Below are 22162 nucleotides of genomic sequence, written 5' to 3'. Positions count from 1 at the left end.
CATGGGTGAACTAGCTGTTTCGACCTTCTTCCGCAGCAATAATGGTTTGTTCTTTTTTCCACCAACGGAAACCAATAAATCCCATAATGGCCAAAGGAGCAAATGCTAGGTAAATAATGGCAGAGTTCAAGGCTTTAGCGGGCCCTTCACCTAATTGAGAAGCGGTTTTGGTACAAATAGAACATTGGGCTTGAATAGATTCAGTTGCCAAAAGAAAAACCAAGATCAACAATAAAAACAGCCCTTTCTTCTTCATATTCGGTGTATTAAAGCACAAAGATATAACCGTTTTCTGAGGATAATGTTTAACTTAAGCGTTAAAATTAAACCCGTGGAGCCAAGAAGGAATTTCATCAAAAAAGCAGGCGTACTAGCAAGTGTGTTTGCAGGTCAAGGTTTTTTTAACCAATTACAAGCTGCACAATTTATAGCAGCGGCTGCCATCACTTCCGATGACCCCTTTATTGCAGCTTCAGACGAAGATTATTGGCAGGTAATACAACAAGCATACACGGTGCCTTCCAATTTTATTAACCTGAACAATGGCGGGGTAAGCCCTTCCCCAAGCGTGGTGCAGCAAGCAGTAGAGCGATACAATCAATTGTCTAACCAGGGTCCTTCTTATTTTATGTGGCGCATTTTAGACCAAGGCAGAGAACCACTTAGGCAAAAACTGGCTTTATTGGCAGGATGTTCGCCCGAAGAAATTGCGGTGAACAGAAATGCCACCGAAGCATTGAATACCGTCATTTTTGGACTCAACTTGCAAAAAGGCGATGAAGTAATTGGCACGAAGCAAGACTACCCCAATATGATACAAGCTTGGCGCCAGCGGGCGCTGAGAGATGGAATCGTATACAAGCAAATCAGTTTTGATTTTCCAATAGAAGACGATGATACCATTGTAAAAGCATTTGAACAAGCCATCACACCTAAGACCAAGATTTTACATATCACCCATATCATTAACTGGGTAGGACAAATTTTGCCTGTTAAGAAAATTTGTCAAATGGCACATCGCAGAGGATTAGAAGTGATTGTAGATGGAGCGCATTCTTTTGGTTTGCTCGACTTTGCCATACCCGATTTAGAATGTGATTATTTTGGAACCAGCTTGCATAAATTTTTAAGTGCTCCAATAGGCTCGGGTATGTTATGGATAAAGAAAGAACATATCTCTAAAATATGGCCACTGGTATGCAACGATAAACCCCAAAGTCCAGACATTAGAAAGTTTGAAACCCTTGGTACCAGAAGCTTTCCAATAGAACAAGGTATTGGGGAAGCCATTGCATTTCATACAGCAATTGGAAGTAAAAGAAAAGAAGAGCGCATTCGGTATTTAAAAAATTATTGGGCAACGCGGGTACAAAATATACCAGGTGTACAATTACATACTTCTTTGAAACCAGGCTATTCCTGTGCCATTTGTGGCGTAAGTATAAAAGGCTTAACACCTGCCCAATTAGACCAACAGTTGTACAATACCTATAAAATACATACCGTAGGCATTGTATGGGAGAATATTAGTTGTGTAAGAATAACGCCGCATGTATACACAAGAATAGCAGACTTAGACGTTTTAGTGGCTGCAATAGAGAAAATTGCGTCTGGCGTAAAAGGATAATACAATAAGTGGATCAGCAACTCCGCGTAGCGGTACTGACCCACTTGTTATTGAATTAAGAAGCTTTTGTTGCTGCTTTTTTTGCTGCTGCCTTTTTTGCTGCAACAGGATTAGCTGGTCTAGACTTACCGAAAGACCCTTGGAAACGTTTTCCTTTAGCTGTTTTTTTGTCACCTCTACCCATGATAAATAATTGAATAAATTGTTTAATAAAGTGTAAAAATAGAAAAACCCCGCGAAAGCGGGGTTCAATTCTTTTGGAAGGCAAAAATTATAACTTACCGCTTAATTCTTTACCAGCTTTAAACTTAGCAACTTTCTTTGCTTTAATCTTAATAGTCTCGCCAGTCTGAGGGTTACGACCAGTACGAGCAGCACGCTTAGATACAGAGAAAGTACCGAAACCTACTAAAGTTACTTTATCGCCTTTCTTCAATGTTTTAGTTACAGCATCAATAAAAGAATCCAAAGTAGCATTTGCTTGTGTTTTGGTGATACCCGCATCATCAGCTAAGTGTGCGATTAATTCAGCTTTGTTCATAGATGTATTTTTAAAGTGTTTTTTGATAACAGAACAAATTTATTGGCTTTTAGCTACCAACAAAATTTTTATTCTTTTTTTTGATTAGTTAGTTTGGCTTAAAAGCCTTATTAATAAAGGGTTGACGAGGAATTGAAACAAAAATAAAAAGTGTATAATTTACATCTTGAATTGCTGAAAGCCTTGGTATCATTGAGTTTCAGTGATTATATTCTGCAATTCAATGCCATAAAGGGTTTCAAAGGAATATAAGGAAGATTTTTAAATACCAAATTTGTTTTCTAAAACTATCCACACTCAATTCACAACTTGCATAATCGACCTAAAAGCCATCATTTGGTTGCCCCATTTCAGCACAGCGTCATTGCGCATAGCGGGTGCGTGCAATTCAATGTAGCGGTTATAATTGGCCTTGGCTTCAGCATGGTATTGCACGGCATAGGTAACACCATCTTCTTCATCGGTTTCTAATAAACGAACAAATTGAAAATGGGTAAAGCAACCAGTGGCCATCACTGCAGGAATATGTTCGTTTTTCATCCAATGAAACCAATCGGTATGAATGCCATGGGCTACTTTAGTAGTTACATTATATATGTACATGATTATTTTATTTCAACATAAATAGGGCAGTGGTCACTGTGTTTAATATCGGGGTAAATAGCAGCCGCTTTTAATTGAGGAGCAAGGCTATTGCTTAGGCAGATATAATCGATCCGCCAACCCTTATTTTGCAATCTTACAGAAGGGAAGCGTTGACTCCACCAGCTATAAGCACCTGTAGTTGCTGGATGCAATTGTCTAAAACTGTCTACCCAACCATTGGCTAAAAACTGCGTCATCCAAGCTCTTTCTTCGGGCAAAAAACCAGAAGATTTTTTATTGCCTTTAGGGTCATGAATATCAATGGCTTCGTGCGCAATATTATAATCGCCCACTACAATTAAATTAGGCCTCGTTTTTCTTAATTCATCTAAAAAAACCTGAAACTGGTTTAGCCATATATATTTATAAGCTTGTCTTTCATCACCACTGGTGCCAGAAGGATAATAGGCATTTACAATAGTGATGTCGCCAAAATCTGCCCGTATAACTCGCCCTTCCAAATCACTTTGTTCCATATTACTACCAAAATGAACAGCATCTGGTTTTATTTTAGTGAGTATTACTACACCACTATAGCCCTTTTTTTGGGCAGTAAACCAATAACTGCTATAGCCCGCTTTGTCGAATACAGCATGGTCAATGTCTTCTTTGGTGGCTTTGCTTTCTTGCAAGCAAATAATATCTGCAGGATCAGACAGCAGCCATTCGTCAAATCCTTTTTTTATGGCAGCCCTGATGCCATTCACGTTGTATGAAATAATGCGCATAAAAATTATTGAAAGAATCGATTATAACTGAGTAAAATCAATTCGTTGATTAGCTCAATAGAAATATTGGGGTTAAAGATAACCATCCTTTCGGGTTGTTGCATTCCACTTAGTAGAACAATTCTTTCATTATTTAAATAAATGATTCTAAAAAATTCTCCCACTTCAATGCTAAAAGCTTGGTTACGAATTTTCCCTTTTAAATAATACAGCGAAGTAAAATTAATTGCATTACTAAAATCGTTGATCCTGGTTAATGAATTGCTATCAATGCCATTGCTAGATAAATAGGGATATATTTTTTTAGTACTATCTAGTTGATCTGTTTCAATACTAAAATAGGCAATGGTATCTTTTTCTTGCAACATAAAGTTGTTGTTCCCTTCTAGTGGTTCTACAATTGGCATATTGCTGATTCTTGAATTGTTATTACCAGAAATTCTTGCAGGAATGACCAATTGATAATTTCGGTTTAAAACAATATTCCTGGCTTCTTGTAATAGAAAAACAAAAACAGCTTGCGGATTCTCTTTTTCCTTTTCAACTATGATGCTATTCAGCGCAGGCTGCAATACAGTTTTATTTTTACCCCTTAAAATAATTTCTAGGTAACGTTGTTCGTCCCACCTGATTAATTCGGTTTTGCCATTGAGTGCATATTTACTGAACAGTCCTTTGCTTTCAATGGCAATTTTAGGCATATTGGTAATAGCTCCAATAATAAAATTATCACCCATACTAGGGGGAGAAGCTTTTAACTCAATTTGTTCATTAAGGTTGTTGCTGTCTAAAATAATTTCAACCGATTTTTTCATCAGCTCACTAAACCCTTTTGCACTTAAATGCAAGTTATTAAAGGGAACACCAAAGCCAATGGCATTGCTTTTTTTGATAAAGACTTCTAAACTTCTACTGAATAATTCAGCATTACCGTTTTGCTGAATACTTATTTCTACTAGGATCACAGACTGAATGCCTTGTTGGCTTGAATCGTTTAATTGATCGGGATAAAATTGTTGGAGGTATAAGCTGGCGGGGTATTCCGCCAGTTTCATATTGATAACAGGGAAGGTAGTAGAACTGTTTGAGGCAGCACTAAATTCCTTGATGTTTTTTAATATTGAAAAAGAAATATTATTTCCATCAAGTGAATATCCTTTTTTAGTAAGTAATTGTTGCTGTAGGTCTTGTGTAAACTGAAAAGCAATGGTAGGGTTGTTCCAATAATACATTAAAGGGCCATGCAAGGAAATACTTTGGAAATTTCCAGCTTGAATAATAGTTTGCGCATGGGTAAAGGCCATGCTCAAAAAAAACATACAAAATGTAAAAAATGTTTTTTGCATATAATTATTGATACAAATATCGGGCTAGACTTGTTAGAATGTATTAATTTGAATTCGGTAATAAATGTAAGTCAAAATGAAGACACGGTTAGACAGAATCATTCCCCCAGAAAAAGCGGTTTATTTAGATGGACCAAAGCCGAGAGCTTATGAATTAAAATTTGCTTGGAATGTATTTTTAGAATTCATTCAATCGTTTCGATTTTTGCATTTTCTGGGCCCCTGTGTTACTGTATTTGGCAGTGCTAGATTCAAAGAAGATCATCCATATTATAAAGCGGCACAAGATATAGGTAAGCATATTGCAGAAATGGGATTTACCACTATAACCGGAGGGGGGCCAGGCATCATGGAAGCAGCCAACAGGGGTGCTTTTGAAAATGGCGGCCAGTCGGTAGGTATTAATATTAAACTCCCTTTTGAGCAACATGAAAACCCTTATGTGCACAAATCAATTACACTTAAATATTTCTTTGTACGAAAAGTAATGTTGGTGAAATACTCTTATGCATTCGTTTGTTTGCCAGGCGGATTTGGCACCATGGATGAATTCTATGAAGCTTTAACCCTGATACAGACCAGAACCATCAATGATTTTCCGATGGTATTGTTTGGAAAATCCTATTATCAACCCCTGATGGATTATTGTACTTATATGGCCGAGCATGGTACCATCTCTAAAGAAGACCTAAAACTGGTATTATTAACCGATGATGTACACGAAGCCGGCCACCATATCAGCACTTATGTTCGAAAAAACTATACGGTAAAACCTAGGAAGCGTTTGTGGTGGTTTTTTGAGAAGCGGTAGTTATTGAATAATACCCACTTTTTTTAAAAAATTAATTACACCAACGGTGGATTTCTGATTGGTTTTTTTAAAGACGCGTTCCATTTTTTTATTAATCGAAGAGGCAGAGATGCCCATATCTTCTGCCACTTGTTTTCTTGATAAATCATTAGCGAGTAATTGTGTAGCTTGAATTTCCTTTTTTGTTAATTGTTCAGCCCAGGCAATTTTTTGCTGCTTGATGATTTCTATTTCTTCAGTGCTAAAAATAAATTCAGGTGGATAGTATTCTTGACCGCTTGATATTTTTCGAATAATTTCAACAAGCTCAATATCGCTAATATTTTTAAAAGCAAAACCATTCACACCAATTCGGATCATTGCCTTAACCGCATTTTCATCGGTTATCATTGAAAAGATTAATATCTTGGTATTTGGATAATGCTTCTTTACATGTTGTGCCACAATATAGCCAGGCATGTCGGGCATACTAATATCTAAAATTAATACATTTGGAATTAGTCCACTCTGAATGGCTTCAATACAAGCTTTACCAGATAATGTAGTGGCAATAACCTTAAAATTCTCCTTTCTTAATAAATCCCCCATTGCGTTCATGACCATAGCATGGTCATCACACATCATTATTGATGGCATATTTTATGTTTTAAATTCTATAAATACAAAACACTTGGGGGTATTTGTATAAATGCAATGTATGTAATAAGGCAATACAAAAACAAATACTTATGTTAATTTATTTTAATAGTTTTTTTTTTTGGGGGGGGGGTAAAAATACCCCCCGGTGATTTTTTTTAGTTTGAAAATTATAATTCAAGTTTACTCCTCTCTATTAACTGATAAGGGAAATTAATTATTTAAATATGTACAAAATTTATTTTTTCACTTTTTCTCTTTTCATTTCAATAGTTTGTAATTCTCAAAAACGAACTAATACGCGTTTAATACTTCCTAAAAATGTTGTGTCAAAGACTTTAAGGATTTTATTTGATGATGGGAAAAGAGAAGAAAATATAGTATATAACGATATTGATGGATTTATCAATAAAGAATTTATTTCTGAATATGCTTCAATTAAGATAAGTTATAATTTAAGTAATGGCGAATCAATTAATGACTTATTTTTTGTAAACAATCAACCATCAATCATTAAGTATTTCTATTCGAGTTCTGAAACTACTAAATTGAATTTTATATTATCAAATGCATATGATTTTAAAATTCAAAAAAATAAATTTTTAGAGTATACAAAAAAAGAATTTCAAGATTGTAAAGAATTTCTTGAGAAGTATTCAGATAGTATTTGTATTAATAAACCTTTAATTGATAGTATTTATCGTACTAAATTTTCAGCTTTATCAAAAAAAGAAATGCAATACATTTCTTTGAATTTAAATGATTATTATTTGAAGTGGTATTTTAGAAGGAATCATCTAAAATCAAACCTAATTGATTATAAATCTTTATATAATGTTTTTAAAAGTTTTCCAAAATCTTATATTAATAGTGAGGAAGGTATTTTTATTAATAATTATTTAAACAGTTTTACAGCTTTTAAAAAAGGAGAAGAATTGCCATTTTTTAAAGCGAAAGATATTACTAATAAGTTTGTTTCTTTACTTGATTATAAGTATAAAAGTAACGTATTAATCGTTTTTTGGGCAACCTGGTGTGTTCCTTGCATAAATGAGATTCCTACAATTCGAGCATTGAAAAGCAAATATAAAGATCTCGAGATTATCTTTATTTCATATGATACTGACAAGTCTTTATTTCTTTCTAAGATTAAAGAGTTCCAAATGGATTGGGTACACATTTTTAATGATATTGATTTAATTAATTCATACGGAGGTTATAAAGCTATACCAAGAGTTTATGCAATTAATAAGAATGGTCAATTAATTTATGATAGAGATCAAGACAAGGACAAAGATTTATCAATGCTGGATATCGCATTATCTAAATTATATAAATAAAATATTTTTTTCGACTAGTCTCTGAAAAGAAAGGCCAAATGGTACTTCACTTAATCGCGAAACAGTGGTTTGGCGAGCCAATAATCTGCTGCCGCTTAAAGCTGCAGAAACCATATTATTTAACTGTTATTCATTATAAGTGAATAGCTAAAACATTAATTATAAAACAGAAATTTGAAAACTTAGGATTTATTTTGAATAGAAGTGTTCAAAAGAAAGTAGTTGGCGGAGAAATAGGGGTTCAAGGTGAAGGCGGAACATGTGTTGGATGTGTTTGTGGAAGTATTTATTCATGTTGGTATACAAATGGTTCAGCAGCTGATTTATGTGCAAGAGTTTACCCAAATTGTACTTCTTATTCTAGTGCTGGAGTTGTTCCATGTAATGGATGTAACATGAATTAAGATAAAATATTAGCCACTGACTTTTATAAGTGGCTAATATATTTAATAATTTAATTGTATAATTTCAAATCAAATGTTTATTAAAATATTTACTTTCATATTGATTTTTCATTTGTCTACTTCTAATATATATTCTATAAAATTGGAAAATGACAATATTGTATTTGTGGATACAACACTTGATTTTAAAAATTTATTAAGTTTAAACAAATATTGGAAAATTCAAAATAAAAAAATTTATAACTTCTCTAAAATTATACCATCAAGTTATTCTGAGAAAAACAAAGCTCGATTTTATGCTGACTCAGTGGTTTTATTTCAACAAGATTTATACACTGTACTTTTGTTTAAGACACTGCGAAAGATAAAAAAAGAAGCTCAAAACTTATACGCCATTACATATAATATATCTTTTTCTAATTTAGTTTCAATTAATGATCGAATAGAACTTTTTAATTCTTTTTCATTTGAAATCAGAAATTCAACAGATGGCAAAAAGATTTATAATCAGTTGTTAGATTATTCAAACAAATTGAATTTCTTACCTGCAAATAAATATTTATCTGACTCTTATGTAAAAGGGCAAAAAGGAGAAGTTTATAAACTCGCTAAGGTTTTTAATTCTAAAAAACAATTCTACTTATTTATAATTGGCGCATCTTGGTGTTCACCTTGCCGACATGAGAATCGAATGTTAAATAGCATTTTCAATTCAATTGATACGAGTAAAATTCAAATTATTGGACTTTCAATAGACGATGATTATTCGAAATGGAAATTAGCTTTAAAACAGGATGCATGCAAATGGACAAATTTATTATTAATTGGGGGGGCTAATAGTAAATTATATACTGAAAATGTAAAATACGGGATTCCTTATAATTTATTATATAATTCTAGCCAACAGCTGATAAGTTCACACAGCTCTTTGCAACTTCTTTTAAAGAAAATTCCTATGAAAACTAACTCATTTTTGATCTTAAATAAAATATTATGAATTTCATTATTGCTTTTTTAATGGTTTTGTTTACTAATTTTTCATTGTACTCACAAACTACAGATATTTCGATAAGTGGTAAAATTAATGGCACATACCCTGATAAAATATTTTTATTTTTTGATGGAAATATAAATGCTAAAGATAGTCTAAGTTCAGTAATTGCTAATGGGTACTTCCAGTTTAATCTGAAAACAAAACTTCCAATATTATGTAGGTTACATTTTAGCGAGAATACTAATATAGTTGAATTTTATATCGATAACCCAACTACATTAATTTACTTGAATAGTAAAATTGAAACTAATAGTGAGAATAAAACAAAACATACATATTTTGAACTTGACAGTATTAAAGGATCAGTTATCGAAGTCAATAGGCAGTTATTCGAAAAATCCTTAGCGAAAGTAGAAGCACTTAATATTTCTACTATAGAAAAAAAAAAATTTGCATTATAATTTATTAGATAGTTTTATCACAAAAAATCCTAAAAGCAAACATGCACTATACTTTTTGGCAACAAATAAAATTCTTTCTTTAAATCAAATTAACCTTCTAAAATCAAATTTTGATACTAGTCTTTTATCATCTTATGAAGGACAAAAGCTAAATCGATCAATAATATCGCTATTGCGCTTAAAAAATAGAGTGATAGGAGAGCAATTTCACCATGTTAGTCTTCCGGATATATTTGGAAAAAAGATTGAAACTTCAATATATGCTGGTAAAATTGTTTTAATAAATTTCTGGGCTTCCTGGTGCGCTCCATGTAGGGAAAAGCATCCGGAAGTGGTCAAATTATTTAATTCTTATGAAAGATCTCAATTTGATATTATTGGTATTTCCTTTGATGATAATCTAGAATATTGGAGAGCAGCTGTAGTAAAGGATAAGATAAAATGGTTACAGTTAATTGACACGAAATATACATATGGTACACTTTCTTCCTATTATGATATAAAAGGAGTGCCATCAAATATCCTTATTAATAGAGATGGAAAAATTTTGGGCTTTGATTTAACAAATCAAGAAATCAAAAAATTCACTGATGATAATCTTAAATAATAGAACAGAATATTAATAACAAAGTCCTTCTGGTTAGAATCAAGAGTTTTTGGTAAATACTGATGTTAAATGATAAATTTATTTCTCCCTTCTTAGTCAATTAATTTAGTATTAATCAGGCTGGATTTTTTTAAAATCATATTACTATTGCGCTCCCTTTTTCTTCTACAACTCCAGCAAGGCCAAATGGACTGCGGTCCTACTTGTTTGTATATGATAAGTAGGTACTATGGTCGTGTGTTAATTTTCAAACATCTGGGTTAAAGTTGAGTTTTGAAAAACTAATAGAAGAAGCCCCTAAGCCTGTAATTCTTCATTGGGGTCAAAATTATTCAATTGTTGTGCAATTTTTCATTACATGAAATTTAATAATTGCAAAATTTCTAGGGGGTATTTTTACCCCCTAGGTTGATTTTTACGTCTGAAAATAGCTTTCAAGAATGCCGGGGGGTAAAAATACCCCCCGCTGATTTTTTTTAATTTAAAAATTATAATTGATGTTTACTGCATATTTAGAAATTATGTTATCGGGTGTTTTATTTAATAGTTTACATGAAAACCAGCCATTAATTGTTTCCGCTTTTTTAAGGGGACTAAAAGTGAACGTAAGCATGGAAACGATTAACGAAACTTTACAATCGCATCCAGACTATCCAAGCTTTTTATCCATTTCAGATTCATTGAATAATTGGAAGGTTGAAAACCTAGTGATACAAACTTCGGCAGAAAAATTATCAGAGATCCCAACACCATTTATTACAAGCTTTAAACAAGGTGTTTTTGTATTAGTATTAGAAGTTGTAGAAAACGAGATGCTTATTGTAAATCAAAATGGCAAAAAAGGAACAAAAGCTAAAAATATATTTTTGTCTCAGTGGACTGAAAACATCTTAGTGGCTGAAGCAAATGAATTTTCTGGAGAAATCAATTACCAACAAAAGATTAACGCTGCTATTGTTAAGACTGCAATTTATAGTTCAATTCCAATAGGAATTCTGGCTTCTTTATTGATTCCATTTATAAATGGCTCCATTACCCTTTTGTCCACATTGTATTTATTGGCGAAGTTAATAGGATTAACTGCATCTGTTTTATTACTATGGTATGATATAGATAAAGGCAACCCTTTGTTGAAACAAATCTGTTCAGGCATACAGAAAGCCAATTGTAGTGCTGTCTTAAATACCAAAGCTGCAACGCTTGGAGGCATGGTAACCTGGAGTGAAGTTGGCTTTATATATTTTGCAGGGTCATTATTATTCTCAGCGCTCGCTGGTATTAATGCGGTATTACCCGTTTTGAGTCTATTTTCTTTATTAGCCCTGCCTTATATTATTTTCTCTATTTATTATCAGTGGAAAGTAGCTAAACAGTGGTGTTTACTCTGCTTAATGGTGCAGGCGGTTTTATTGACTGAAGGAATATTGGTTATAACAAATACCAGTTTATCCTTTTCTGAAACAAGAAATGCATTTGCAAACAATCTCATTTTTGCATTCTACTCTTTGTTAATTCCTTCAATATCTTGGTTTTTATTAAAGCCTTTGTTGAAAAGATTACAGGTTGCAAAGTATGAAAAGAGAAGTTACTCAATGCTTAAGTTTAACGATCAAGTATTTTGGTCCTTGCTTAAAAACCAGCCGTCCATTTTAGAACATTCTACCAATCAATTAGGGATAACAATAGGTAATCCTAATGCAAAACATACTATTATTAAAGTTTGCAACCCTTATTGTGGGCCATGTGCAATGGCACATCCTGAAATTGAAATGATTATTGAGAGTAATCCAGAGGCTAAAGCTCAAATTATTTTTACAACAACTAATCATGAGAATGACCGTGGTGCAAAACCAGTAAAACTTTTATTAGCTGTATCTGAAAACGGAGATGAAAATCTTACTAAAACTGCGCTTGACGATTGGTATTTGGCTAAAGAAAAGAATTACGATGTTTTTGCCAACAAATACCCAATGTATGAAGAACTAGAAAAACAAACCGACAAAATCAATCAAATGAAAGACTGGTGTGAAAAAGTGAAAATTGAATTCACCCCAACGATTTTTATTGATGGCTATCAATTACCAAAAGGATACCAAATAAAAGACATCAATTATTTTCTTTCATGAAAAAGAATAAACATATTTCTTTTCGACTAGTACCAGAAAAGAAGAGCCAAATGGTACTACACTTGGTGATCAACAAGTGGTTTGGCGAGCCAATAATCTACTGACGCTTAAAGCTGCAGAAACAACTTTAATTAACCGTTATTCATTAAAAGTGAATAACAAAAACTATTATCATGAAAAGTAAATTGTTAAATTTAGGTACTGCATTGAGCAGAGCTGCTCAAAAGCAAGTAGTAGGGGGATATATTGAAGATCCAGGTGAAGCAGGTGGCAAGTGTGGATCGGATACAGAGGCACATTGCTTTTGGATAGGTGGTTCTTGTACTAATCAAGCATATGGTAATTGCGCTGGTCAAGCAAGTAATTGTGAACTTTACTGTGTTAGACCTAATGGGACTACATATTATCCTTAATTGTTAACTCAAACCAAAGCACCTGAGTGCTTTGGTTTGATAAATACTTATTATGCTTAAACTAATTATTTTTTTTTTAATTCTTTTCTCAAATAACGTCTTTGCACAAAATGCATTAATTAATGGAAATGTACACAATTTCACATCCTCTAGTATTCCATTTTCAATCCAGAATCCAGTATATAATTTTAAACTTTATCAAGTTCTTAAGAAGCCAGATAGTAGTTTTCAGATAAGAATGTCTATTGATAAACCAACTATAGCTAACATTGCTTACGTTCCAATTTTTATAAAGCCAAATGATACTGTTAACTTTTCATTTACTTTTACGCCCACTCCAATTAATGAGTATGAGTATACCATATCTGTAAAAGGATTGCATCCAGGGGATTTATTATTTTACGACTTTTTAAGACGGCAATTAAATAATCTTAATAAATTGGATGGTATTGATTCTGTTACAACTCAGATCTATATTGATTCTATAGTCAATCAGTCTACTCATTTAAATAATAGCATAGATAGTTTTATTGCAATAAATCCAATTAGCTCTGCATTTTTAACTTATTTGAATTTAGAAAGAGATTATTTTCTTATTTCTTTTTTATTAAATGAATTAAGAAGCCGTTCAGCATTTTTATCTAAACTTTCTTTGTCAAAATTAGAGTTGGTTATTAATAAAGTTCAACTAAACCAAACTTCTTTACTTCATAGCTCAACCTATTACGCAACTTTTATTGCAGAGATGCTAGAATATTATTTATTCTACAATCAAAATTTAAATAATGAGGAAATTTTTAGTAAAAGACTTCAATGGATATTTGATCAATTAATACCAGAAGTTAGGAATTTAGCTTTGCCTATGCTTTCACGAATTTATACATATAAGGGTACTTTAAATTTTTTGGAAAGGGATACTGCGATTTTCTCTAAAGTAATGAGTGGTATTTCTAATGATTCTGTAAAAACAGAATTATTAGGCTATTTAAATACCCATCTAAATTTTAATATGGACAGTATTAATTCTATAAAATTTATGAATACAAACGAGAATGTAATTAAGTTAGGTGATATTCTTAAAAGTAGTAAGAAAATGCTGCTAGTTGATTTCTGGGCAAGTTGGTGTGGTCCTTGTATTACTGAATTGCCGTTCATTAAACTTTTAAAGGATTCAATCCCTAATCTACGAGTTTTGTCTTTATCAATTGATAGTGATAAGAATTCATGGTTAAGGAAACTTAAAGAACTTAACAAAAAAATAAAAGATGAATTTTGTGTTTTAGATAATAAGCAATCTGATAAACTCGCAAGATTTTTAAAAATCGAAACAATCCCTAGATATTTATTGGTGGATGCTACTGGAAAAATTAGACACTTTTGGGCTGAAAGACCTCGAAACCTTAATCAGTTAATATATCAAATCAGATTACTCAAATAATTTTATAATAATAATTTATCTTTTATTAAAAATAACTTCTTATTCCAACCTCAACAAAACCAAATGGACTGTGGTCCTACTTGTTTGTATATGATAAGTAGGTACTATGGTCGTGTTTTTGCTTTAGAGAAGTTAAGGGAGTTAACAGAGATAGGAAAGGAGGGTGTCAATTTATTAGGTATTAGTGATGCCGCTGAAAAGATAGGTTTTCAAACATCTGGGTTAAAGTTGAGTTTTGAAAAACTAATTGAAGAAGCACCAAAACCCGCAATACTGCACTGGGGTCAAAACCATTTTATTGTTTTACCTCCCCAAAAGAGGGCTTTTTTTTCAAAGCTAAAAAACATAACAATAGCTGATCCCGCTAAAGGAATTATTACCATCAGCAAAGAGCTATTCTTACAAAAATGGATCAGTGATAAAAATGAGGATGGGGAATCCACAGGAATTGCATTAATACTAGAACCCGGACAAAATTTTTATAATTCCAATTACGGGCATGATTTTAATGAGGTATCAACCAATCATGCTAACCAACTATGGGGTTATATAAAGCCGCATAAAAAACTGGTTTTCCAACTGTTTCTAGGGGTTATGCTGGGTAGTTTATTGCAATTGGTATTTCCCTTTCTAACACAAAGTGTAGTAGATGTAGGTATCAACACCCAAAATATTCAATTTGTATATATTGTTTTATTAGCTCAACTGGCATTGTTTATTGGGCGTTTAGGAGTAGAATTTATTCGAAGTTGGATATTATACCATATCAGTAGCCGAATCAATATCTCTATTCTAACGGGTTTTTTAATAAAGCTGATGAAGTTGCCATTGGCTTATTTTGACAGCAAAAAAACAGGAGATATACTTCAAAGAATGAATGATCATAAACGTATTCAAAACTTTTTGACAGGTACTTCTCTCAGCACCCTATTTTCATTATTCAACTTAATGGTATTTTCTATTGTGTTGCTTAATTATAGTGTACTCATTTTTGGCGTATTTACAGCAGCCAGTGTGCTATATATTTTATGGATTTTAATCTTCTTAAAGAAAAGAAAACAACTTGATTACCAACAGTTTGATATTGCCGCTGCAGAACAGAGTAGTACCATTCAATTGGTACAAGGTATGCAGGAGATTAAGTTGCATGGTAGTGAAAAACAACAAAGATGGCAATGGGAACACTTGCAGGCATCACTATTTAGGGTAGGAATGAAAGGGCTTGCACTGAATCAATGGCAACAAGCGGGTGCTTTCTTTATTAACGAGGGCAAAAATATATTCATCACATTTGTGGCTGCAACAGCAGTGATTCAAGGGCAAATAACCCTTGGCGCAATGCTTGCCATTCAATATATCATTGGGCAATTAAATTCTCCAATTGAACAAATGATTGGGTTCGTTCAAAATTGGCAATTGGCTAAAATTAGTTTGGAAAGATTGAATGAAATTCATCAATTGGCCGATGAAGAACCAGTAAATTTAAACAGTGATGCTCCTTCAGCACTGGTTACAGAGTTGCCTCAAAACCGATCTATACACCTTCATAATATCAGCTTTACTTATCCAGGTGCTGGCAATGAGCCTGTGCTTAAAAATATTTCCATGCAAATACCACAAGGAAAAGTTACAGCGATTGTAGGGTCCAGTGGTAGTGGTAAAACCACCTTATTAAAGTTATTGCTTAAATTTTATGAGTCGAAGTCTGGGGATATATATATTGGTGATCAAGCTGAATCTGCCGGATTGAATTTGGCAAATATTAGCCATCGTGCATGGCGTAAACAGTGTGGTGTAGTTATGCAAGACAGCTTTATTTTTTCTGATAGTATTGCTAAAAATATTGCTGTTGGGGAAGACTATCCTGATAAGGCAAGGTTAAGATATGCTGCAAAAATTGCCAACATCACTTCGTTTATCGAAAGTTTACCACTGGGCTATAATACCAAAATTGGCGCTGAAGGTACTGGTGTAAGTGCAGGGCAAAAACAACGCTTATTAATTGCTAGAGCTGTTTACAAAAACCCAGATCTAATTTTATTAGATGAAGCCACCAATGCATTAGATTCCAATAATGAAAGTACTATTTTGAAAAATTTAAAACTATTTTTCGAAGGTAAAACGGTGGTAGTGGTAGCTCATCGATTAAGCACTGTTAAAAATGCAGATCAAATTGTGGTGTTGCACAACGGTGTCATTACTGAGCAAGGTACACATGCTGAATTAACAGCAATGAAGGGTGAATATTTTACTTTGGTTAAAAATCAATTAGAATTAGGTGATTAAAGACTAATTATGCCTCAACAAGAAGAATCATATAGTTTAGATGCAATGCTTGAAGCGGCTAATATTGAACGCTTAGATGAGGTAGATCGCATTTATAGCCATGAGGTTCGTGAAATTATTAGCAGTAAACCTGTCTGGATAGTCCGAAATGGCATTGCAATGTTTTTTATCATTATTGGTTTGTTATTCGCATTAACTTTTTTTATTCAATACCCAGATATCGTTAAAGCACCCATAAAAATTGTTGGGGATAATTTGCCAAAACAAATTATTAGTAAATCTGAAGGACGAATTGTTTATATAAATGCACTTGAAAATAAAAAAGTAATTGTTGGTGACGTTTTAGCCATTTTACAAAGTAATGCAGATTACAAACAAGTGCTGTTGTTTAAAAAGTGGGTTGTTCAAACTGAACTTGATTTAAAAGGAAATAATTGGAATGCGATTAGCCAATTAGAAACACTCAATCAATTGGGTGATTTACAAAAAAATTATCAGGATATTGCCCAACAAATTTATCAGCTCTCTTGGGCAAAGACAAAAGGGTACTTTAACCAAAAACGTGATGCCATTGCTCAAGATATTAGGCTGATTAATCAGTCTAGGGAGAATGCGAATAATCAAAAGCAATTGATTCTTCAAGATTTAGCAATGCAACAAGGATTATTGGCCATTAATGAAAAATTGGCTAATGAAAAAGTTATTGCACCTCTTGATTTAATTAAGGATAAATCAACCGTCTTATCCAAGAAACAACAATTGGTACAAGTTGATGCTGCGGATATTAATCAGTCTGCTAATATTGTTGCCAAGCAAAAAGAATTATTGGAAATTGATAAATTAAACTCAGATAATAAACAAAACTTTATAGCAGCAATTTTTAATGCCAAAAGTGCATTGGCTGAATGGGCAAATCGATACATATTAGTTGCAAGTGAAACAGGTACTTTACAGTTTGCCAGTTACTTTCAAGAGAATAGTTGGATCAAAACGGGTCAAGAGCTCTTTTATATTATTCCGAAACAACCCACCTATTTTGCAGAGCTGATTGCATCACAACAGAATTTTGGCAAATTAAAGCAAGGTCAACAGGTGAATATTGCACTTAATAGTTATCAACGAAATGAATTTGGTGTCTTAAATGGCACCATAATGAATATTCCACAAGTACCCTATAAAGACACCAGTTTTTTGATAAAGGTTAAACTCAACAACGGTTTACAAACGAATTATCAAAAGACCATTCATTTTAGTAATAATTTGTTGGGAACAGCAGATGTGATTACAGCGGAAGCTAGTTTAGCTGATCGGTTATTGTATCAATGGAGGGGTTTGTTTGCAAGGTAGCTTCGGGTGGTAAAAATACCCCCCGTTGATATTTTTTTATTTGAATATAAAACTTGAAGTTTACTGTACTCAAAAAAAACATAAAAGACTTTAATTATTTCTTTCACGAGGAAGAATTGTCATATTTCTTTTTGATTAGTACCCGAAAAGAACAGTCAAATGGTACTACACTTAATCGCGAATAAGTGGTTTGGCGAGCCAACAATCTGCTGATGCTTAAAGCAGTACCATTTGTGCAGCTCTTTTTCTTTTTAGATTTTATATTATGAAAAAAAACATTCTTTTTTGTTTTCTGTTATTTAGTTCAATAGCTTTTGGCCAAAAAAAAATTGATAGTTCAAGCTTTAAACTAATTGGATATTTAGAAGGACAAGAAGATGGGATTGTTGTCTTGAGTTATTTAAATCTTGAGGGAAAATTCATTCATGATACTTGTAAACTAAATAACGGGAGGTTTTTATTTACCGGAAAAATCAAAGAACCCACGAATGCATATCTAGACGGTAATATAAAATCTAAATCTATCAACGACCCGAATACAACTGATTTTTTTATTGAGCCATCAATAATGAATATTTCCCTATTGGTAGATAACTTTAAGAAAGCTAAAATAAGCGGATCAAGTATTCAAAATGAAATGTCTAGGCTTCAAAAGTTTAAGGATAGTGTATACGACAATATGGGGATCAAATTACTTGAAACTGAATATAGTAATGCTATAGTAATGTTAAATAAATCAAAAGAGAATATTGAGTTGCAGGAATTGGCTAAGAATGCATTTGATAAGCTTATTCCGTATAGAGACAAAATTAAGACAATTGATTTTGATTATATTAAACGAAATCCGGATTCTTATATAAGTGCGTACTTATTACGTTATTATTTTTCATCAATTTCTGTTGACTCGCTTGCAAAAATTTACGATAATTTTACTTTTAAAATTCAACAATCTATTTTTGGTGATTTAGTTCGTCAACAAATTGTCCTTAAATTAGGTGCAGGAGTTGGAAGTAAAGCAAAAGTCTTCTCAATAAATGATATTAATGGCTTACTCTTAGATGTTTCAAAATTAATCGGTAAGAAATATATACTATTAGATTTTTGGGCAAGTTGGTGTTTGCCTTGCAGAAAGGGAAGCCCTTATTTAATTGAGTTATATAAAAAGTATCAGGATAATGGCTTAGAAGTAATTTGTATTAGTTCTGATAGAAATATTGAAGATTGGAAAAAGGCTGTTGAAAAAGATAAAACTAGCCTTTTTCATCACATACGTGATAATTTAGATATTGGCGAGTTTCAAAAAGGTAATTTCAATCAGTTTAATGTAAACAAAGAATATGTAGTAACTGTCTTGCCAACTAAGATCCTCATCGATACAAAGGGAATCATAATTTTTCGACAGGAAAATGACGATGACTCTCAATTAACTGAACAACTTCGAAAAGTTTTTAGATTTTAAGCATCATGATATGGGTATAAACTTTGAATTACTCGTTTGTTTGTGGGAGATAGAAAATTACACCACTAATAAAACATAATGAATATGAAACTTATACCTTGTTTATTGCTTCTCTTCTTTTTTAGTTGTCGTTCAATCCAATACAAAAAAGACTACGTCGATAAAAGAGGTGAACGTGTTTTTACTGATTCCCCAGAAATCAACTCTGATTGACTCGTTTTATCTAAACAAGAATAAAATAAAGTATTTAAAACGTAATAATATTAAATCTCCAAATATTCAGTTGAATACAAATTAATTTTATGGAATTCTCCCATTATTGCGTCTTAACATAGTTTAATGCATATCTTGAAGAAACTATAAAGAAAGAATTTCAAATAAACTTTAGCTTATTCACCAATTCTTTAAAATAAACTGCCCTCTTAAACCATCGAATAGGTATCGTATTGAATAAATCTCAGTTAAAATGTATCAGATGAAAGTACTTCTTTCTTTTTTATTTATATCATTCACTTCTTACTTATTAGCTCAATTCTCCCCAAAGCCATTTACTATATACGGTAAAATAAAAAATCAATCTTCAGGTTTTATTAAATTAGAATATATAAATTATAAGGGCGAATATATAACAGACAGTGCTGAGGTTATTAACGAGTCTTTTATTTTCAAAGGGTATATCCCACATCCTATAAATGCAGATATTTATGGTGATAGGGTTTTCAAAAATACCAGTGACATTAATTCTAATTCCATTTTCATAGAACCGGGTATTATGAACCTTGTTTTGGAAAAAGATAAATTTAAAGATTTAAAACTTAGGGGCTCTAACACGCAAAATCAAATTGATTCGCTTAATAATACCTACCACCATAAGAAAATAGTAGATTCTTTGGATAAACGTATTTTTTATTTTGATTTGGCATATAAATATAATTCAACAAAAAATCAATTTAAGGATAGTGCAAAAAAAATCAGACAGCAATTAAACCCTTATTATCGTGATATTAATATGCGAACTGAAAATTTTGTCCATAAAAATATTAACTCCTATTATAGTGCTTTTTATTTGGAAGTCCTCCTTCACCGACTTCCACTTGATACTGTAATAAAAACATTTAATTCATTTTCTAGTGAAATTCAAAATAGTTATTATGGTCAAAGAATCGCAGCCAATATTAGAGCGATTCAAGGAAGTAGTCCAGGATCAAAAGCAAAGAATTTCAATACCATTGATATTAACGGCGATTCTATCTCTTTAGAGCAGTTTAAAGGTAAAAATTATGTTTTATTAGACTTTTGGGCTACTTGGTGTAAACCATGTAGAGATGAATCTCCCTTTTTAATAGAGTTGCATACAAAATTTAAATCAAAAGGGCTTGAAATTATAAGCATAGCCAATGATGATGAAAGAAAGGAAGCATGGAAAAAAGCTATTCAAGATGACAAAACTGGAGCTTGGAGACATATTTTGCAAGGCGCAGGAACCTTATATGATTTAGGTATACTTTATAGTATTCAACCAATTCCAGCCAAACTACTTATTGGAAAAGATGGCACTATACTAATGCGTTATGAAGGTACACAGGGAAATAAATCATTAATGGAGGCGCTGACAAAAAATTTAAAATAATTCTTGTTTAGCCGGTACTTATCTAACAATTAATTATGACCTTAATTTATAATCATTGCTTTCATCAAAAATCTAATATGTTAAATGAAAATAATAATGAATTAAGACTAGGTATTTCTATTCTATTTCTTTTACTACTTAATTCAATATTTTCTCATTTTTTGGTATTGGGAAATCCTATCAATGTATACAATAATTCACTTTTGAATAAAAATTTTGTGTCACAGGATAGTATTATTTATTTTAAAATCATTGATTCTATTACAAAGGAATCTATTCCATTTGCGACAATCGTTTTTATTGAAAATGACACAACTAAAATGTCTATTGTTTCAAATGAAGATGGCTCATTTTCTATTCCCAATTCAAGCTCCCCCAAAAAGGTAAAAATTTCTGCAGTTGGTTATGAAGAACAACTATTTTATTTGTTTCATGTTAATCGGTTGCTTTTGAAGCCATTAAAGAGCTTATTACCTGAAATTATTATTAGAAGTAAGGCAAAGAAAACAAAAAGCGCAAACGCAATAATTAAACATGTAGCCAATCGCTTTGTGGATAACTATGGTAATTTTTCTTTTAGTCAAATTTTAAAATTTTCCTCAGAAATTTATAATTACGACACTTTAAAAGAAAAGGCTGAAGAATTTGTAAAGGTATATTATCGAAATGCTGATAAAAGCATGAAATCTCCAAATTGGATTAAAGACACTTTATATCAGGATAAACTTTTCACCAATTTTATTGGAGTTCCCCAATTATGTACAGGTGATATTATTCCATGGTTTGATATGCTCCGAAAAGGGTTGCCGATTGACGGAAATAATAATAAAGGATTAGACTTTAAACTTATTTCCAAATACAAGGATGAAAAATATGGTCTTGTTTATATTGTAAGTTTCATGCCCAATCAATCTTTTAAAGATTCATTTTTAGGTCGAACTGTTGGAGGATTAGCAAGAGGGTACCTGAAAGGGGAAATTAGGATAAGAGAATTTGATTATTCAATTATTAGATTGAAATATATCTGGGAAATGAAAGTTGAATCTCTCAATGGATTTATAACCAATTTATTTCATACTAAAACATGGCATGCAAATCGTGTTACAAAAATGATATCAGATAAAATAATTTATAAGTATGATTATATATATAATAAGGATGTTCTTACTGGTAAATATTTTATTGACTCAATCAATGCGGAATGCTTTAATTCTGGGTATCAAATAGAAACTAATCGTAATTTACTATTGAATTTAAAATTCAATGTTAGTAGTATCGGGATTGAGAAGGAAAAATGAGACTAAAACCATAGTTTATTTGTCG

At 32.1% G+C, this 22162-nt stretch carries 23 protein-coding genes; 16 read left to right on the top strand and 7 right to left on the bottom strand.

Annotation, left to right across the window (positions count from 1 at the left end):
* Positions 1-10 precede the first annotated feature (10 nt).
* Entirely contained in the window at positions 11-256 is a 246-nt protein-coding gene (locus tag Q8S25_RS11105; protein ID WP_305537730.1) for a hypothetical protein, read from the bottom strand.
* A 75-nt stretch (positions 257-331) separates the two neighbouring features.
* On the opposite strand from Q8S25_RS11105, the gene Q8S25_RS11100 reads away from it, so the two are divergent.
* Positions 332-1627 carry an aminotransferase class V-fold PLP-dependent enzyme gene (locus Q8S25_RS11100; protein ID WP_305537728.1) on the top strand — a complete coding sequence of 432 codons (1296 nt, stop codon included), beginning with the start codon at positions 332-334 and terminating at the stop codon, positions 1625-1627.
* 55 nt (positions 1628-1682) lie between these two features.
* On the opposite strand, the gene Q8S25_RS11095 is transcribed toward Q8S25_RS11100, so the two are convergent.
* The 5 genes from Q8S25_RS11095 to Q8S25_RS11075 form a co-directional block, all read right to left on the bottom strand.
* Complete coding sequence (locus tag Q8S25_RS11095) at positions 1683-1895, bottom strand: 30S ribosomal protein THX (protein ID WP_305537726.1); 213 nt, start codon at positions 1893-1895, stop codon at positions 1683-1685.
* 3 nt (positions 1896-1898) lie between these two features.
* A complete protein-coding gene (locus tag Q8S25_RS11090; RefSeq protein ID WP_295189762.1) occupies positions 1899-2195 on the bottom strand; it encodes an HU family DNA-binding protein in 297 nt (98 codons plus the stop codon).
* Positions 2196-2465: 270 nt separating this feature from the next.
* On the bottom strand, positions 2466-2771 hold the full coding sequence (locus tag Q8S25_RS11085) for a DUF4286 family protein (protein ID WP_305537724.1): 306 nt from the start codon (positions 2769-2771) through the stop codon (positions 2466-2468).
* 2 nt (positions 2772-2773) lie between these two features.
* On the bottom strand, positions 2774-3541 hold the full coding sequence (locus Q8S25_RS11080) for an exodeoxyribonuclease III (RefSeq protein ID WP_305537722.1): 768 nt from the start codon (positions 3539-3541) through the stop codon (positions 2774-2776).
* Positions 3542-3546: 5 nt separating this feature from the next.
* On the bottom strand, positions 3547-4887 hold the full coding sequence (locus tag Q8S25_RS11075) for a hypothetical protein (RefSeq protein ID WP_305537720.1): 1341 nt from the start codon (positions 4885-4887) through the stop codon (positions 3547-3549).
* Positions 4888-4963: 76 nt separating this feature from the next.
* On the opposite strand from Q8S25_RS11075, the gene Q8S25_RS11070 reads away from it, so the two are divergent.
* Positions 4964-5698, top strand: coding sequence for a TIGR00730 family Rossman fold protein (locus tag Q8S25_RS11070; protein ID WP_305537718.1), 735 nt, complete (start codon positions 4964-4966; stop codon positions 5696-5698).
* Here the strand turns inward: Q8S25_RS11070 and Q8S25_RS11065 are convergent, their stop codons facing one another.
* Positions 5699-6334, bottom strand: coding sequence for a response regulator transcription factor (locus Q8S25_RS11065; protein ID WP_305537716.1), 636 nt, complete (start codon positions 6332-6334; stop codon positions 5699-5701).
* 227 nt (positions 6335-6561) lie between these two features.
* Between Q8S25_RS11065 and Q8S25_RS11060 the strand changes: the two genes are divergently transcribed.
* The 14 genes from Q8S25_RS11060 to Q8S25_RS11000 all read left to right on the top strand — a co-directional run bounded on the left by Q8S25_RS11060 (position 6562) and on the right by Q8S25_RS11000 (position 22137).
* Positions 6562-7674, top strand: coding sequence for a TlpA disulfide reductase family protein (locus Q8S25_RS11060; protein WP_305537714.1), 1113 nt, complete (start codon positions 6562-6564; stop codon positions 7672-7674).
* A gap of 194 nt (positions 7675-7868) precedes the next feature.
* Positions 7869-8078 (top strand): hypothetical protein, encoded by a 210-nt coding sequence (locus tag Q8S25_RS11055; protein ID WP_305537712.1) that lies wholly within the window; start codon positions 7869-7871, stop codon positions 8076-8078.
* Between the two features lie 166 nt (positions 8079-8244).
* Positions 8245-9075, top strand: coding sequence for a thioredoxin-like domain-containing protein (locus tag Q8S25_RS11050; protein ID WP_305537710.1), 831 nt, complete (start codon positions 8245-8247; stop codon positions 9073-9075).
* Positions 9072-9533, top strand: a complete 462-nt coding sequence (locus Q8S25_RS11045; protein ID WP_305537708.1) for a DUF4369 domain-containing protein — start codon at positions 9072-9074, stop codon at positions 9531-9533. Before Q8S25_RS11050 ends, Q8S25_RS11045 begins: the two co-directional genes overlap by 4 nt.
* Positions 9523-10140, top strand: a complete 618-nt coding sequence (locus Q8S25_RS11040; protein ID WP_305537706.1) for a TlpA disulfide reductase family protein — start codon at positions 9523-9525, stop codon at positions 10138-10140. The genes Q8S25_RS11045 and Q8S25_RS11040 overlap by 11 nt, the downstream gene beginning before the upstream one ends.
* Before the next feature lie 147 nt (positions 10141-10287).
* Entirely contained in the window at positions 10288-10404 is a 117-nt protein-coding gene (locus Q8S25_RS14745; RefSeq protein WP_371131597.1) for a cysteine peptidase family C39 domain-containing protein, read from the top strand.
* A gap of 233 nt (positions 10405-10637) precedes the next feature.
* The gene (locus Q8S25_RS11035) at positions 10638-12266 is read left to right on the top strand and encodes a vitamin K epoxide reductase family protein (protein ID WP_305537704.1); all 1629 of its coding nucleotides are present in this window, start codon (positions 10638-10640) and stop codon (positions 12264-12266) included.
* A gap of 173 nt (positions 12267-12439) precedes the next feature.
* Positions 12440-12679 (top strand): hypothetical protein, encoded by a 240-nt coding sequence (locus Q8S25_RS11030; protein ID WP_305537702.1) that lies wholly within the window; start codon positions 12440-12442, stop codon positions 12677-12679.
* Between the two features lie 52 nt (positions 12680-12731).
* The gene (locus tag Q8S25_RS11025; protein WP_305537700.1) at positions 12732-14117 is read left to right on the top strand and encodes a TlpA disulfide reductase family protein; all 1386 of its coding nucleotides are present in this window, start codon (positions 12732-12734) and stop codon (positions 14115-14117) included.
* A gap of 24 nt (positions 14118-14141) precedes the next feature.
* Positions 14142-16403: a peptidase domain-containing ABC transporter gene (locus Q8S25_RS11020; RefSeq protein WP_305538733.1), complete on the top strand. Its 2262-nt coding sequence runs from the start codon at positions 14142-14144 to the stop codon at positions 16401-16403.
* 9 nt (positions 16404-16412) lie between these two features.
* Positions 16413-17750: an HlyD family efflux transporter periplasmic adaptor subunit gene (locus tag Q8S25_RS11015; RefSeq protein ID WP_305537698.1), complete on the top strand. Its 1338-nt coding sequence runs from the start codon at positions 16413-16415 to the stop codon at positions 17748-17750.
* Between the two features lie 265 nt (positions 17751-18015).
* Positions 18016-19209 carry a TlpA disulfide reductase family protein gene (locus Q8S25_RS11010; protein ID WP_305537696.1) on the top strand — a complete coding sequence of 398 codons (1194 nt, stop codon included), beginning with the start codon at positions 18016-18018 and terminating at the stop codon, positions 19207-19209.
* 475 nt (positions 19210-19684) lie between these two features.
* Positions 19685-20839, top strand: a complete 1155-nt coding sequence (locus Q8S25_RS11005) for a TlpA disulfide reductase family protein (protein WP_305537694.1) — start codon at positions 19685-19687, stop codon at positions 20837-20839.
* Between the two features lie 35 nt (positions 20840-20874).
* Positions 20875-22137 (top strand): hypothetical protein, encoded by a 1263-nt coding sequence (locus tag Q8S25_RS11000; RefSeq protein WP_305537692.1) that lies wholly within the window; start codon positions 20875-20877, stop codon positions 22135-22137.
* Positions 22138-22162: the final 25 nt, after the last annotated feature.

It is taken from the genome of Sediminibacterium sp. (assembly GCF_030695065.1).
In the GTDB taxonomy this organism is placed as follows: Bacteria; Bacteroidota; Bacteroidia; order Chitinophagales; family Chitinophagaceae; genus Sediminibacterium.
The sequence above is the reverse complement of the archived record's forward strand: the minus strand, read 5'-3'. Positions and strand labels throughout refer to the sequence as shown.